Raw genomic sequence first — 14,248 nt, 5'->3', positions numbered from 1 at the left:
CTGAAAACGCGAGTCAGACGCGGCACTGCCTGATCACGCGCCCACTTGATGCGCCAGGCGTGCGCTTGAATCGGCCTTGTTCAGACCTTCCCTAGGGTGATGCATAGGCGCCGCAAGGCGCTTTTCTTGGCTCGGGTTGACAAGTGAAATGGCTTGTCAACCTGCGCCCAGCACAGTAGGATGCGAAGAAAGCGGCGGGTGTCGAGTGCGCCGTAACGAGGACACGTAATGAAAATTCTGTCGGTTGCGAATCAGAAGGGCGGGGTGGGCAAGAGCACCCTGTCGGCGCACCTGGCCTACGCCGCGCACGAGGCGGGCCTTCGCGTGCTGTTGGTGGACATGGACAAGCAGGGCAGCCTGTCGCTGACCTTCCCGCCAGCGGACGGTGCGACGCCCGGCCTGCTGGCGTCCCAGCTTTTTGCATCGCCGCCGGTCGATGCGAAGCCGGAGGAGGTGCAGGAGCGGCTGTCCATCATCCGGGCCGATCCGGCGCTGCTGTCGGTGGACAAGGCGGACAACGCAGTGATCCGCCTTCCCGCTGTGGCACTGCGGCGGCACTCGGCCGACTTCGACCTGTGCGTGATCGACACGCCGCCTCTGCTGGGCGTGCGCCTGATGGCCGCGCTCGCTGCCTCGGATGCCGTGGTGACGCCGGTGTCGGTCGGCCTGTATGAACTGGCTGGCGTGGTGGACCTGATGCAGAGCATCAGGGTCATAAGGACGCAGGGGTTCAATCCGCGCCTGCGGCACATCGGCATCCTGCCCATGAAGATCAACACGCGGGCGAGCGAGGAGGTCGAGGCCCTGGCGGCCCTGCGCAAGCAGTACGGCAGCGCGATCCTGGCCGAGTCGCTGGCCGAGCGGGCAGCGGTGCGCAAGGCCGTTGCGCAGCGCCGGCCGGTGTGGAGGAACACGCGCGGCAGCGGGCACCTGCTGGCGGCCCGCGAGTGGCGCGCAGCGTGCAGCGCCGTCCTGGCCCGTATGGCCTGAACCCGGACACAACAAGGAATTCGTGATGGCAGCAAAGAAGAAGGAAGGTAATTCGTTCACGGCCGCGCTCGGTGGCCTGAGCGGAGGCGTGGATGCCCTGTTCGGTGGGCCGGCCGCAGACGAGCCCTACGAGATCGACGTGCCCCTGGATGACATCGAGGTGCTTCCGCAGGTACGCGATGACTTCGAGAGCGAGGACAACACGCTGCTGGATCTCGGGCACAGCCTGTTGAAGATGCAGCTGCAGAACATCGTCCTGCGCGTCAACGACAACCCGACCGGCAAGCCCTTTGTCCTGATCGCCGGCGAACGCCGGCTTCGTGCGGCCCGGCTGGTGGACAAGGCCACGCTGCGGGCCCGGATCGTCCCACTGTCCTCGGAGGAAGCGGAGGAGGCGCAGTTCACCGAGAACATCCACCGCAAGAACCTCACGCAGATCGAGGAGGCGCGCAAGGTGCAGCGGGACCTCGATGCGCTCGGCAGCACGGATGCGGTCCTGGCCAAGTACAACAAGGGCGCGGCCTGGCTGTCCAAGCTGCTGGGCCTGCTCAAGCTCCCCGAGCAGGCATCGCGGTTGCTCAAGGAGGGCATCAGCGCCGACACGGAAGTGATCCATCAGGTTCGCCAGATCGAGGAGGTGAGCCCCGAGAAGGCGCGTGAGGTGGTCGAGGACCTGAAGGCCAAGCGCGGCAAGGTCAATGCGCGCGAAGTGGTCGCCAAGGTGAAGGATGACGTGAGGCCGTCCAAGGCAAAGCAGGCCGCGAAGAAGGCGCATGGCAAGGACAGTGGCGGCACGGTGGCCGCGCCGAAGGACCGCAAGCACGAGGAGCCGAGCGAGGGCAAGGTTTTCGCGGGCGCGAAACCGGCCGTGAAGGCCAAGCAGGTCAAGCCAGTGAAGCAGATCCTCGCGGATGCGTATGCGCAGGTCTACGAGGGCGGCATCAGGCCGGCAGCCGTCCTCAAGGTGATGGACGCAGAGGAGGCCGAAGCGGCGGATGCATTCCTGCGCGAACGCTTCGAGGCGGGCAAGCAGGTGAAGAACCTGGGGCGCGTGGTCATCGAGGGACTTCGCACCGGAGCTTTCGCCGCGGACGGCGATGGCGCGCTGGCGCTGGTGGCGGTCCTGGCCGGCGCCGAGGGCGGCACGCAGTACAGCATGCTCAACATCCTCGGCGCCGTGAAGTGAAGCCGAAGGCGCCATGAAGCTGAACAAGTCGTTGCCGCTGCTGCTGGGCCTGTGCCTGATCGGCCTTTTCGCCGGCCAGGCCATCGAGCACGGCCAGCAGCGCGAGCAGGCCGGGGGCGTAGCCCCTGGCATTGCGGCGCCAGGCCGCCCCCCGGAGCACGAGGCGCTGCTGCAGCGTCTGGCTGCCGTTCGTCCTGACGAGGCGGTCTATATCGAGCGGCTGCGCGTCCAGCTCGGACAGCAGCCGAGTGCCGAGCAGCTGGAGCAGTTGAGGGACATCGTGCGGCAGCAGGAAGCGGCCGCAGGAGGTGCGCGATGAGACCGAGGTTGCGGCTTACTCAGGCCGAGTTCGACATCTTGCTCCCGTTGCTCAAACGCATGACCGCCGACCGCATCGAGTCGGCGCGCCTCGTTCTGGTCGACGGGCTGACCTATGAGGCCGCGGCGCGCAAGCGCGGCCCCGAGTACACCAGGCAGGCCGTGGGCGATGCCGTGCGGATCGTGCGGCGGGTCCACGAGGACTACCTTGCCACGCAGGCCGCGGCGGAGAAGGCAGGGACGATCGCACCACCTGGCTGGGAGACCGTGACCCTCACGGCACCGTCCAACCTGATCGCCGAATTCCGGGCGAGGGTGGCCGAACTGGCGGACCTGGCCGGCGTGCAGCCGCGCCGGCGCCGGCGACCGGCCGCAACGTCGAAAGCATGAGGTGCCGATGGCGAGAAGCAAACCGAGCAGCAGTCATCGCAAGTACGACGAGAACCTGGCCAAGCTCAAGGCCAGAGTGAGCAAGATCAAGGCCGATGCCGTGGACGGCGAGGCGCAGGAGAGCCCGCTGGAGCAGCCGGAACTGCCGGGTCTGATCCCTGACGCGTTGCGGCTCGCGGCCGCTGCGGCAGCCGCCGCCGAGGCCTCGGCCGAGGACGCCGGCGACATGGAGTCTCCCGACAAGCCAGGCGGGCGCCGCAAGCCGCGCAAGCGCCTGGCCCGCGACGTGGATGAGGTCCAGGGCGACTTCTTCGTGCCCTCGGTCTACGACCTGTCCACCAAGGACGCACGTCTGTCGATGGACGTGGCCATCTTCCGGCTGTCCAAACGCGATCTTCGCGCGAACACCACTGCGCGGATCGAGTTGGCCGACGGCTTCGTTGAAATCAAGTCGGGCCCGCTGGGCATGGCCTCGGTGTGGGACTTCGACGTGGTGCTGATGGCGATCTCGTACCTGACGCGGGCGGCCAACGAGTGGCGCGCCGGCCGGGGCGAGAAGCCGGGGCGCGTCTTCCGGCCGCATATCTCCGAGATCCTGCGCTTCGCGAAGCGCTCGGTGGGTGGACGGCAGTACGAGGAAATCGAGAGCGTCGTGGAGCGGCTGCGGACCACCAGCGTGGAGTCGGTGCGGACCATCCGCCAGCGCGGCGGCCGGACCCAGCGCGTCAGCGAGGCCGAGTCGTTCATCACCAGGTACAAGATCATCTCCGACGAGGCCAGCGGGAAGGTGGCCACCGTCGAGATCGAGGTGGCGAGCTGGATCTACGAGGCCGCCTTCAACACCGACGTGCTGACGGTCCACCCGTCCTACTTCCTGATCGAGTCGGGCCTGGGCCGCTTCCTCTACCGCCTGGCGCGCAAGGCCGCCGGCCGCACCGTCGCGACCTACGGCTTCAGGACCATCTACGAGCGCAGCCTGAGCACGAGCACCTTCAAGGAGTTCAGCCGGATGCTACGGGCGCTGATCGAGGCCGACCAGCTTCCCGAGTACAGCCTGAGCGAAGAGGATGGCGAGGAAGGGCCGGTGCTGCGGATGACGTACAGGGCCGGCCTGGAGGGCAAGGAGGAGGACCCTGCGCTGCCGATGGAGGGTGGCGAGGGTGGGTAATAGACAGTCTGGGCGTCAAGTAAGGGGCCAAACGCGGCGCCAGGCCGCACGGGGAGCCTTCCGGGTGGGTAATAGACAGTGCTGCGGACGTCGATTCCCCTCTGAAAGTGGCCCTTGGGTGGGTAATAGACAGTCCAGAAGGACCGACCGGGTTAACAATCAGACGCAATCTGTTGAAAAACTGTGCATAAGTTGCCTCTCGGCTGTCTATTACACACCTTGCGACTGTCGATTACCCACCCGCCGCTGTCTATTACACACCGAGGACTGTCTATTACCCACCAAACGCTGTCTATTACCCACCGGACCTTCTCGCAAGTCGTTGTCAGCGTTCAGTTTTTTGGCACTTTTCGGCCCTAAAACTTTAAAACCTATTAAAACTTATCTAAAACCGGTCTGCGTACCGCAGCCCACCGCCTCTCGGCTGCGCCTGCCGGCTCCTCCGGGCGCCTACGGCGCCCTCCGCCCAAGGCCGCTTGCAGCGGCCTTTCCCACCCGGCACCGCATATCAGGCGGCTTCGCCGCAGAGCTACAAATGGTGGCGTGCGACGGCTGTACGCCACCCGATCGCCTAGCCATGCGGCGGCCGTCACTGTTCAGCAAGAAGGGGGAGCCACCCCCCTCGAACATCGCCGTGAAGCCACCGCAAGGCCCCTTGGGACCGCGATCGAGGCCGGGGTAGGGGTGAGGGCAGGGGCTCAAGCCCTGAGGCCTTCTGCTGATCGAGACAAAGGGAGTTGAGATGAAGAATCGAACCGAACTGAGGTCCATGAAGGCGTCGACGAGCAACCCGTCGGCCATCGGCCGCCTGCGGAGACTGTCTATTACACACCGCACGGCACCCTTTGCAGCGGCCTTGCGGCCGCTGCGCGCCGACCTGCTCGCGAAGGACGCCATCTACCGGGAGCACATCGCCGTGATCGGCCGCGCTTACAAGGAACTGGCCCAGGACATGGCCAAGGCCGAGGGCGAGTCCGAACGATCGAAGCAGGAACTGCAGGATGCCGTGGACAGCTACGAGCGCGAGATCCGCATGCTGGCCGACGCGATGGAGCAGCTTCAGTCCGAGCGTGACGTCCTGGCCAGGTCGAATCGCGGGCTGACGTCCGCGCTGGCCAGGCTGAATGCGCTGCCGGGCGCTGGCCAGGTGCCGCCCAGTTCGTCGAAGCCTGCAGCCGGGGCACCGCTCTCGCCGCCGGCGGCGTTGCCGAGCGGAGAGTCCAAGCGTCGACGGACCAAGCGGCCGCCCCTGGTGGTTCGCCAAATGACGGCGCGCAAACCAGGCTGAGCTGGCCGGCCAGCTACCTACCACTTTTGGGAGTTGCGCCCGCATCGAGGGCGTGAATGATGCGCTGCCCGCCGTACACGGCCGGTCTGCATTGCGTCCATGTCAGCAGTCACATGGAGCATGCAAAATTAATCGATTCGCCTATGCAAAAACGTGCATTTTGCAATGCATGGTGGCATACTTTGCACGTCGCACAAGGCGAATCAGGGGGTAAGTACGGTGCACCACAGCACCGGAAGCGAAACCGCGACAGCGGGTTTGAGGGGGTCAGCGGCAGCGGTCGCGGCCCCCTCCTTTTTTGGTACAGGTTCGATCCGAGTGAATCAGCCTTCATGCCAGATCGGCAAGTTGCAGTGAAAATGGCCGGATCAGCAAGGGAGAAAAGTCAAATGACCAAGAGCAACATCAGCAACGTCAGGGGGACCCCCCGGCGGGGGCAACGACGACACGGAGCGATGGAACGAACGGCGGCTGGCCGAGCAGTTGCGGCACGTGCGCCGCATTCGTACCGCGGCTCGGGCATGGGAAGCACATGAAAACGTGCCGCTCGCCAGGAGCGCGATGACATGGGCTGCGGTGTCTGGTCTTCTGATGCTTGCAGCTTTGAATGTGGCGAGGCCTTGGCTGCCGGCCGCACAGGCGCTGACCTTTTCCATGGTGGGCCTTGCCGTCGCAAGCATCGGCACCTTCGTCTTTGTTCTCAAGCGCGGCAAGGCTGCGCCCACCCACGAAGAGCACTTGGATCGGCTGTTGTGCTCCTACGAGCCTGTATCGAAAGATGCCTTCCTGCAGCTGCAGGCGAATGTTCGAGAGCGAGGGGCGCTCGATGCGGGCCTGGTTCTGGAATGGATCGATGCCGAGGAGCGCGCTATGTCGGTTCCCTCGCTTTGGCGCAAGAGATCCGAATTGCGGTTCTTGGAGAAGAAGGTCTAGGCAATGCAAGGGGGTAGCATCGGGCAGCTCGTTCGCGAGCCCGCTGTAGTTCCTCCCTTCTGCAGCGCGTGCGCCCCTATCTCCAGGCGCAATTCAGCCCGCTTAAACGCGGGCTTCTTTTTGTTTGGCATGTCTTGGAAATGGCTTGTCAAATGAGCGGTTTAACGAAGATCATGACAAGTGAATTGGCTTGACAAAACGTAGTGTAAAGACTACAATCCAAGCATAAGGAACGAACAACGTCAGGGGGTGCCTCAATGGCTGAAAGTGATCGAAGGGTTGCCGCGCCCGCAAAGAAGGGTGGTATCGACGGGGTGGCCATTGCGGCTGCTGTGCTGGTGGGAATCTTCAGCGTGGTGCGGTTCGCGCTGTTCATGGTGCTGCTGTGGCTTCGCATGGTGGTCGTGCCCCTGTGCCATGCCTTGTCAGGCCTGATGCTGATGTGCCTGCTGTTCTCGCTGTGGGCCTTCTCGGACAAGACCGAGATGCTGTGGGGCTTCGGCATCGTCGGGCTCGTTGCGCTGGTGATCGCGTGGTCCTACGATGGCCTGCTGTCGCTGCTGTCTGGTGAAGACATCCTGAGGGAGCTGTGATGACCGCAGCGGTTTTTCGCGGACGCGAAATCAGAGAATCCAGAATGAGACCGACGATCATGCGTCAGGACAAGCTGCCTGATGCCGGCGAGGGCAGTGTGCCGTCCGCTGGCATGAACATGACCCAACGGCTGGCCCTGCTGGAGACGGCGCAGGAGCTGTGCCAGCTGCTCGCCGCGGTGCGCTCGGCCGAGATCCGCGCCGAGGAGTCCAAGCCCACGCCCGACCAGGCTGCGATCGAGCGCCTGCAGGGCGAACGTGCGCGCCTGGTGCGCGAGAGCATGTCCCTGTCCCTCGGCGACGTCCAGGGCCTGCAGCGCGTGATCGACCAGTACGGCCCGCAGGCGCGCGCGGCCTACGCCGCGTGAGCGAGCTGCCGCGCGGCAAACTTTCCCCTGAAGAGCACGAGAAGATCTACTCCGTCATCAAGGCGGAGTTCCTGGCCAACACGGAGCCGCAGCGGCGGCCTGTGGCCATCGTCACCGGTGGCCAGCCAGGTTCAGGGAAGTCCGGCCTGACCAGCGAGGCATCTGCGGAGCTTTCAGCACGCGGAGGCTTTGTGCTTGCCGACGCAGACAAGCTGCGTGGCTATCACCCCATGTACGCAGAACTACAGCGCCAGGACGACCGCACCGCGGCGAACCTGACGCATGCAGACTGCGGTGCCTGGGCCGGCCGCCTACAGCGCGATGCGGTGCTCGGCATGCGCAACGTCATCATCGACCAGACGAGCCGAGACCCTGCGGCGCTGGAGCGCTTGGCCAACGGGCTTCACGGGAACGGCTACCGGGTGGAGCTGCGCGTCATGGCCGTGAACGAGGCGGTCAGCGAGCAGCGGGTGCTGACGCGCTATGAATCGCAGAAGGCCGTGAGCGGTGCTGGCCGGTTCTCCACGAAGGACAAGCACGACGAGGCCTATGCCGGCCTGGTCAAGACAATGGAGGCGGTCGACGCCAAGCGCCTGGTGGACGCGGTGCGTGTCTACGACAAAGACCTGCGCAGGATTCACGAGAACCAGCTGCAAGGGCCGGGAAAGGAGTGGGCGGCAGCCCCGGGTGCCGCGAAGGCGCTGCAGGACGAGCGCAGCAGGCCATTGACGCTGCAGGAGAAGCGCGAGCTAGCCGACAACTACGCCGCACTCGCGGAAATGATCCATCGGCCTTCGCGCAAGGCCACGCCGGAGGAAAAGGCGCTGATCGACCAGAAACACGGTGCGGCCGTCAACGCGGCTGCTGCCGAGATGTTCCGCCAGCGCTCCGCGAAAGAGACGGTGGAGGCATATCCGCAGACGGCAGGTGCCTATGCGTTCCTTGAGGCAGTTCGTCAGCAGAACGCGAGGCTCCACGGGGAGCAGTACCGCGCAGCCGTGGAAGAGAGCCTGCGCAAGCAGCTTGCGACCTCAATCGAGAAGGGCGGCTATCCCAAGGTCAACGTGCGTGAGATCCGCCAGGAGCGATCCAGTGGGCCGGAGCCTGGCCAGGAACGCTAGCTGTTCCAGCGTTGGAAGGCCTCCATGATGGCCGGCTTGACAGTGGACACGTCCACGGCCTGGCACCCGGTGTAGACCATCGAGGCCCACAGATCCGCCATCCTGTTCGCATCCGGGTGCATTTCATGCGCATGGCCCGAGGGCGGATGCGCTTTCATGCAGCGGTCCAGCGCCGCCTGCAGCGCTGCGACCGTGAGCATGTTGGGCGCCGGGTTCGCCGTCATGATTGGTCGCCAGACCTGCTAGCGCACGTTGATGTCGCCCAGCTCGTCGCCGCGATCGGAGTCCATTGCCTGCCTGCGCTGCTGGCGACGCGCTTCATCACGTCGGCCCTGCTCGTAGGCATCGCGCTGCGCCCGCCTGTCGTCGTAATAGCCGCCCACGGCAATCCATCGGCCGGGCACCCAGGCATAGCGGTCGCCGCGCCATTCCTGGCGGCCTGGCTCCCAGCGGTAGCCCGGCCTGGGCGGAGGCACGGCCTCGTAGCGAGAGGGTGGGGCCGCAGGGATTCGATCCATCGTGCGCCCGGGCGGATGGTTCCAGTATTGCGTCCCCACCTGGCCCGGCAGCTGCGCATGCGCAGCCGTGATCTGAATTGCGAGCGTGGCCACGGCCACCAGTGTGCTTTTCATCTTTTACTCTCCCTGGTGCAAACAGTCCCGATTCAGCGCAGCCAGGTCAGCAGCCCAGCCGTTGCCACCGCCGAGACGATCGCGGTGAATGCGTGCTCAATGTAGCGGGTTCGCGCAGCTGCGCGGAACTCCCGCAGCGTGCTCGACAGGACGGCGCCGAGCTGGGCGGCCTTGTCCGCCGCCTCGGTCTTGAAGGCCTGCTGCGCAGCGTCGATCAGCACCGACCGGATCTCGGAGGTGGTCTGGTCGGCCACCTGCGCCGCCTTGCGCTGAAGGTAGCCGGCCAGCTCCTCGCGTGCCTGGTCGTTGAAGCTCGTGATGACGGCCTGGTAGCGGTCGGCGGCGTCGTTCAGTGCCCCTGCGGCGGCCGCGATCTTGCGCTCCGCCTCGCCGACCACTGCCGGCAGCGCCTCAACCCGCGTGGTCAGCTGGTCCAGCTCTTCGAGTGCGATGGCCGCCAGGGCCTCGCGCATGGTTCGCGGGCCCGGGGTGCTCATTTCGCCAGCGCCTTGAATACCGCATCGAGGTTCTTGCTGGCCGTCACGCCCAGCCGCTTGATGGCCACCATGCGCAGCGCCTGGTCGCGCGCGTCCTCATCGGCCGCTGCCTTGACCTGGCTGCGGTAGTCGGTCTCATCGGCCATCACCTCGCCGAGCGTCTTGCCGGAGCCCTTCAGTCGTTCGAACACCTCGTTCGCGTAGATCGTGAGGGCCGGGTCGACCTTGAAAGACTTCGTGGTCATGGCCTGGCCGAAGATCGCGGCGAACTCGTCCTCCACAGCCTCATCCGCCTCGACCTTGTTGAACACCACGCGGATGCGGCCGCGCTCGATGCCCAGGGCCGCCAACGCCGCGAGCGTGTTGATGGTGTCCTGCTGCACCTTGCGCTCCTTCATCGTCGGCACGATGAAGAGATCGAAGTCCTCATGGCTGCCCGCGTAGCGCTGCATGAGGGCAAGGAAGTCCTCCACGTTCGATGCGCCCACGTCCACGATCGCATCGTCCAGCACAAGCAGCTCGTCGACCAGCTCGCCGAACTTCTTGCCCTTCATGGTCTCGGCCTCCAGGCCGTCCGCGTCGACACCCATGTTGATCGACTCGATGGAGAACAACTTCGCGCCCGGCAGCCGCGGCACCAACAGGTGCGCGGCGATCGTGGACTTGCCCACGTTGCCGGAGAAATTGAGGATCGCTACTTTCATTTGTTGGCCCTTCCCTTGTTGGCCTTTCTGGCCGTTTTTGCCAAGCCGTCCATGTCGACGGTCCGATTCCGCAGGCCTCGAATGGCCTGCGGGCTCCAGTCGGCACCAGCGTCTTCGCCGGCGCTCGATGAATTCGTGGTGTCAGGTGTCTTCGCCGCGGCCTGTGCTGCCGCCGGCGCCGGCACTGCAGCAGGGGAGGCTGCCGGCGCGCTGCGCCTGGTGCCGTGCGCCGCGGCTTCGCTTCGCGCCCGTTGCAGGTAGGTGCTGAAGGTTGCGGCAGACAGATCCAGACCATCCCGGGACAGTTCGCCGCGGACGATTTCCCTGCGGACGCCGGCGGCCAACGCCGTCTCGATGGCGACCAGCAACTCGCGAAACCGACCGTATTTCGTCCTGTTCGCGGTGCCGCTGGCCAGCGCGAGCAGCTTTGATGCGGTTTCGCTGGTGCCGGGCGAGGAGTGCGAAGCCTTCGTCATCTTGGGATGCCTGACATGAGCGCTCGATTGTATCGACGCTGTATTTGGATCGGATGCAGAGAGTCATCACTTCGTCTTGTCTCGTATTCAACTTGTCTCAAGCCAGCATGCAGGTAGTCACCGATCCGTCTGCGCATCGCCGGCTCGGTTAAATGCGGGAGCGGGGACGGGAGAAATGAGGGGGGTTGGGGAATGAGGGCAGGATACGTTTTTTCTGCTGATGCGTGCCACAATCCCGCGCATCTGCAGCAATCAACCCCCTCATTTCTCCAGGAACAAATGGCAAAGCCAGCCGCTTCGCTGAAGGCGCCCAAGTCCTCAAAGTCCGAGATCGCCAGGACACGCCTTGACCCCGCCTGGCGCGCAGAGCTGCAGCGGCGGGCCGAGGCGCGGACGGCCCGGATGGCGGCGCGCCGGCGCGAGGGGAGGGTGACGACGAAGAAGGTCACGGAATCCGACCTGATCCGTGAGGCCATCGCCGCCTACCTGGGCCAGCAACCTCCGTTGCCGCCTGACGCTGTTCCGCCCGTCATCGCGTCGGCAACGCAACTGCGCCCGGACGTGCAGGTGCCTGTCGCCAGGACCGAGGAGGAGGCCGCCCTGCAGCTGGTGCGCCTGGAGCTGCCGGCCTTCCTCGTCGCCGCCATGAAGAAGCGCGCCCGCGAATTGCTCATGGGCTACTCGGAATGGTTGTCCGCGCTGCTGCAGTTCCATCTCGCCGGCGTGCCCGTGCTGGCCACGCCCGAGCTGTTCGGTTTGCGCGAGGCGAACCGCGAACTGCGCGCCATCGGACGCAACCTCAATCAGCTGGCCAAGCACGCCAACGAAGCCGCGATCGCCGGCGGCACTCGGGCTGCGCCGGACCTGCCGCTGCTGGAGCAGCTGGCCGGCCAGGTCGACCATCTGCGCGCGCAGATCCGGTCGACCGTCCGTGCCAGCCAGGGCGTATGGGAGGCGGGCAGCTGATGGCCTTGATCGAAGGCGAGTTCGCCACCGCCCTGGGCTGGAAAGTACGCCGCAAGGCGAACAAGACGCCACAGTTTTCCACCGGCCAGGCCGGCACAGGTCGTTCTCATCGCCAGAAGGTCGCTGCGGCGGTCGCCGGCGCGCCCGAGGTCATGGTCAAGGTCACCGGCTACGGCCGCGGCGGCGGCCACGTCGCCGCCCACCTGGGCTACACCAGCCGGCATGGCGACGTCCAGCTCGAAGATGAGCGCGGCGACACCTACACGGGCAAGGAAGAGGTCCGCGAGCTGGTCAAGGAGTGGCAGGCCGACTTCGGCGACTCGCGCGTCCGGCGCGGCCAGCGCGACACCATGCACGCGATCTTTTCCATGCCGGCGGACACCCCGAGCGAAGCGGTTCGCCAGGCCGTCAGGGACACCTGCAGGCGCGAGTTCGCCGGGCACGAGTACGTGTTCGCCCTGCACTGCGCGGAGAACGACGACAAGACCAGCCAGCCGCATTGCCACGTCAGCGTGAAATGCCGCGGCCTCGACGGCCGCCGGCTTTCCACGGACGCCCAGGACATCCAGCGCTGGCGTGAGTGCTTCGCAGCCGCCTTGCGGGAGCGCGGCGTCGATTGCGAAGCCACCGGACGCCAGGCACGCGGCCAGGTCCTGAAGCCCGAGCGCCAGGCACACCGTCACGCCGCTGCACGCCTGGCCGAGCGCGGCCAGGTCACAGAACGGACCAAGACGCGCCGCGAGGAAGCGGGCCAGGCGCTCGATGCGCAGGCGGCTGGCCAGCCGCCTGCGCCGAGGCCTTGGGAAAAGGCCATCGCCAAACGCCAGGCGCTCGTGCGTTCCGCCTACGCCACGGCTGCCGCGGCACTCGACCATCAGGCCTCGCAGCGCGAGGCCTTCAGCCAAAGGGAGATCCACCATGACCACATCGACCGCAGCAGGCCCACGCCTCTTGGGCTCCAGGCAGCCGCGCATGTACTCCAGTCCGCTGCTGCAGGGGATCGAGGAGAGATTCCAGCCTACGCCTATGCCAGCGTGCGGAAGCTGTCCCCTGTCGCTGTGGTTCGCGACGCAGCAGGCCCTCAAGTGCTACTGCACGAGGATGCACGCCCTGGTGTGGGAGACGGGCAGCGAGAGCATTCAGCCGGTGATGGACTGCGACGGCCGCGAACTGGCGATCGCGGCGCTCTTGGAGAAAGAAGCCGGGAGTTGACGGGTGTACCTGGCGCGCCGGACGCAGACCGAGCCCTCGCGCAGTCGCTGAGGTCCTTCGTGGCCGGGATGCCCAGCATCGCCACCCGGCACCAGATCGAGAAAGCCCGCCTGGCGGCCGAGCGCATGAGAAAGGCCCCGTCGCCCGAGTCCGTTCCCGGCCCAGGCCAGCAGCCGCATGGTGGCCCTCAGGCGCCTGCGCCGCCGGATCTCGACCGCTGACGTCTGAGGGGCGAAAAAAAATGGGGCCTGTGGGCCCCTTTTGCGTCCTTGCGGCCTTCTTCTCAGCCTGCGCTGTTGCCCGCGGGCGCTGCACGCATGAATTCGATCTCCACGCGCCTGTTCTGCGCCCGGCCTTCCGGCGTCGTGTTGTCGGCTATGAAGCTGCCGTCCGCCTTCGAGTCCACGCTGATGCGAGCGGCATCGGCGCCGTTGCTCACCAGGTACTTCTTCGCGCTCATCGCGCGGCCCAGCGCGATGCGTGGATCTGCGGGGCCGGCCGTGTGCGCATCGGTGTAGCCGGTCACGTTGATCGACTGCACGCCCTTCAGCGCGGCCGCGATCAGTCGCTGGGCGTCCGGCGACGGGCGAAAGGCGATGGAACCGTAGGCGAACTGCACAGCCAGGGTGGCCACGGCTGCATCCGCCATCCGCTGCTCCAGCGCATCGAGCTTGCGCGTGACGGCCCGCCAGTCCTGGGGGCTGGCGGACTTGGACGCCTGCAGCTCGTCGACGCGAGACCGGACTTCCTCCAGCTCGGTGCGCAGCTCGGCCAACGTGACGGTGCCGCCAGCGGTGCTGCCCTGAATCCTCTTCGGCGTCGATGGTGCCGGCAACAGCGTCTGCGGCGGTGGCGGCATGTCTGCCTGCGTCGGCACGCCCAGCACCACGAACTCCCGGGGAACACCGTTGATCCACGCGGTTAAGCGATCCATCGGCTTGGCGATCCTGACGTAGCGGCCCAGCTGCTCGAACGGCACGGCGGCGCCGGCCTGGTCGCGGATGCGAATCCACGCTGGCGTGCCGCCTTGGGGAAACTCCAGAATGGTCGTGTCGCCATAGGCATAGGCCCGCGCCGGCGGAAGAGCCTGCCGCATGGCGGCGTAGTCCGGCGTATCGCGCCACAGGGACTCGTTCGACTGCGTGTAGCTGCCGCAGCTCGCCAGGATGGCCGTCGCAGCCACGGCCAGAAACGAGCGCTTCATCGGGCCATCTCCCTTTTCGGCTCGATCTCCACCGTCACCTCGCGTTCCTCCTTGATCTTCACCTCGGGAGGGTTGCCGCGCTCGATGCTGTTGACGATGTTCCGGTGGGCTCTGTTGCAAAAATCGTGAAGCTTGAGCATGCTTGGCGGAGATTGGACGGACGGAACGATGACGGATTTCAAGTGGCGCCATTTCCAGGGTG

At 66.0% G+C, this 14,248-nt stretch carries 19 protein-coding genes; 12 read left to right on the top strand and 7 right to left on the bottom strand.

All coding sequences use genetic code 11. The features are described 5' to 3' along the window. The first annotated feature begins 228 nt into the window (after positions 1-228). The 10 genes from Q392_RS25180 to Q392_RS25135 all read left to right on the top strand — a co-directional run bounded on the left by Q392_RS25180 (position 229) and on the right by Q392_RS25135 (position 8,355). Positions 229-990 (top strand): ParA family protein, encoded by a 762-nt coding sequence (locus Q392_RS25180; RefSeq protein ID WP_038214621.1) that lies wholly within the window; start codon positions 229-231, stop codon positions 988-990. After that, the gene (locus Q392_RS25175; RefSeq protein WP_169748350.1) at positions 884-2,176 is read left to right on the top strand and encodes a ParB/RepB/Spo0J family partition protein; all 1,293 of its coding nucleotides are present in this window, start codon (positions 884-886) and stop codon (positions 2,174-2,176) included. The genes Q392_RS25180 and Q392_RS25175 overlap by 107 nt, the downstream gene beginning before the upstream one ends. 13 nt (positions 2,177-2,189) lie before the next feature. Beyond that, the gene (locus Q392_RS25170; protein ID WP_038214619.1) at positions 2,190-2,495 is read left to right on the top strand and encodes a hypothetical protein; all 306 of its coding nucleotides are present in this window, start codon (positions 2,190-2,192) and stop codon (positions 2,493-2,495) included. Then, a complete protein-coding gene (locus Q392_RS25165; RefSeq protein WP_038214616.1) occupies positions 2,492-2,884 on the top strand; it encodes a TrfB-related DNA-binding protein in 393 nt (130 codons plus the stop codon). Before Q392_RS25170 ends, Q392_RS25165 begins: the two co-directional genes overlap by 4 nt. A 7-nt stretch (positions 2,885-2,891) precedes the next feature. After that, positions 2,892-4,052: a replication initiator protein A gene (locus Q392_RS25160; RefSeq protein WP_051953949.1), complete on the top strand. Its 1,161-nt coding sequence runs from the start codon at positions 2,892-2,894 to the stop codon at positions 4,050-4,052. Positions 4,053-4,794: 742 nt separating this feature from the next. Then, on the top strand, positions 4,795-5,340 hold the full coding sequence (locus tag Q392_RS25155; RefSeq protein WP_157008261.1) for a hypothetical protein: 546 nt from the start codon (positions 4,795-4,797) through the stop codon (positions 5,338-5,340). Positions 5,341-5,832: 492 nt separating this feature from the next. Continuing rightward, on the top strand, positions 5,833-6,273 hold the full coding sequence (locus Q392_RS25150) for a hypothetical protein (RefSeq protein ID WP_157008259.1): 441 nt from the start codon (positions 5,833-5,835) through the stop codon (positions 6,271-6,273). Between the two features lie 257 nt (positions 6,274-6,530). Further along, positions 6,531-6,866, top strand: coding sequence for a hypothetical protein (locus Q392_RS25145; protein WP_157008257.1), 336 nt, complete (start codon positions 6,531-6,533; stop codon positions 6,864-6,866). Between the two features lie 59 nt (positions 6,867-6,925). Next, positions 6,926-7,234 (top strand): hypothetical protein, encoded by a 309-nt coding sequence (locus Q392_RS33520; protein ID WP_038214605.1) that lies wholly within the window; start codon positions 6,926-6,928, stop codon positions 7,232-7,234. Further along, positions 7,231-8,355, top strand: a complete 1,125-nt coding sequence (locus Q392_RS25135) for a zeta toxin family protein (protein ID WP_051953948.1) — start codon at positions 7,231-7,233, stop codon at positions 8,353-8,355. Before Q392_RS33520 ends, Q392_RS25135 begins: the two co-directional genes overlap by 4 nt. Here the strand turns inward: Q392_RS25135 and Q392_RS25130 are convergent. From Q392_RS25130 to Q392_RS33065, 5 genes are read right to left on the bottom strand one after another with little or no spacing between them, the layout of a single operon-like run. After that, positions 8,352-8,579, bottom strand: coding sequence for a DUF3717 domain-containing protein (locus Q392_RS25130; protein ID WP_038214602.1), 228 nt, complete (start codon positions 8,577-8,579; stop codon positions 8,352-8,354). The genes Q392_RS25135 and Q392_RS25130 overlap by 4 nt on opposite strands. An 18-nt stretch (positions 8,580-8,597) precedes the next feature. Then, positions 8,598-8,987 carry a YXWGXW repeat-containing protein gene (locus Q392_RS25125; RefSeq protein ID WP_051953947.1) on the bottom strand — a complete coding sequence of 130 codons (390 nt, stop codon included), beginning with the start codon at positions 8,985-8,987 and terminating at the stop codon, positions 8,598-8,600. Between the two features lie 32 nt (positions 8,988-9,019). Further along, positions 9,020-9,484, bottom strand: a complete 465-nt coding sequence (locus Q392_RS25120; RefSeq protein WP_169748348.1) for a hypothetical protein — start codon at positions 9,482-9,484, stop codon at positions 9,020-9,022. Further along, positions 9,481-10,188, bottom strand: coding sequence for a StbB family protein (stbB, locus tag Q392_RS25115; RefSeq protein WP_038214596.1), 708 nt, complete (start codon positions 10,186-10,188; stop codon positions 9,481-9,483). Before stbB ends, Q392_RS25120 begins: the two co-directional genes overlap by 4 nt. Continuing rightward, positions 10,185-10,664 carry a hypothetical protein gene (locus Q392_RS33065; RefSeq protein ID WP_157008255.1) on the bottom strand — a complete coding sequence of 160 codons (480 nt, stop codon included), beginning with the start codon at positions 10,662-10,664 and terminating at the stop codon, positions 10,185-10,187. The genes stbB and Q392_RS33065 overlap by 4 nt, the downstream gene beginning before the upstream one ends. Positions 10,665-10,856: 192 nt before the next feature. Between Q392_RS33065 and Q392_RS25110 the strand changes: the two genes are divergently transcribed. Next, on the top strand, positions 10,857-11,630 hold the full coding sequence (locus tag Q392_RS25110) for a MobC domain-containing protein (RefSeq protein ID WP_084217396.1): 774 nt from the start codon (positions 10,857-10,859) through the stop codon (positions 11,628-11,630). Next, positions 11,630-13,063 (top strand): relaxase/mobilization nuclease domain-containing protein, encoded by a 1,434-nt coding sequence (locus tag Q392_RS31490; RefSeq protein ID WP_157008253.1) that lies wholly within the window; start codon positions 11,630-11,632, stop codon positions 13,061-13,063. Before Q392_RS25110 ends, Q392_RS31490 begins: the two co-directional genes overlap by 1 nt. Before the next feature lie 62 nt (positions 13,064-13,125). On the opposite strand, the gene Q392_RS31485 is transcribed toward Q392_RS31490, so the two are convergent. Then, the gene (locus Q392_RS31485) at positions 13,126-14,046 is read right to left on the bottom strand and encodes an OmpA family protein (RefSeq protein WP_051953945.1); all 921 of its coding nucleotides are present in this window, start codon (positions 14,044-14,046) and stop codon (positions 13,126-13,128) included. After that, positions 14,043-14,248 (bottom strand): hypothetical protein (locus Q392_RS33680; protein WP_211260295.1); only part of this gene is annotated, 206 nt, incomplete at its 5' end. The genes Q392_RS31485 and Q392_RS33680, both read right to left, overlap by 4 nt.

This window comes from Xenophilus azovorans DSM 13620 (assembly GCF_000745855.1).
Classification (GTDB): Bacteria; Pseudomonadota; Gammaproteobacteria; order Burkholderiales; family Burkholderiaceae_C; genus Xenophilus; species Xenophilus azovorans.
This window is presented reverse-complemented; position numbering and strand designations above follow the sequence as displayed.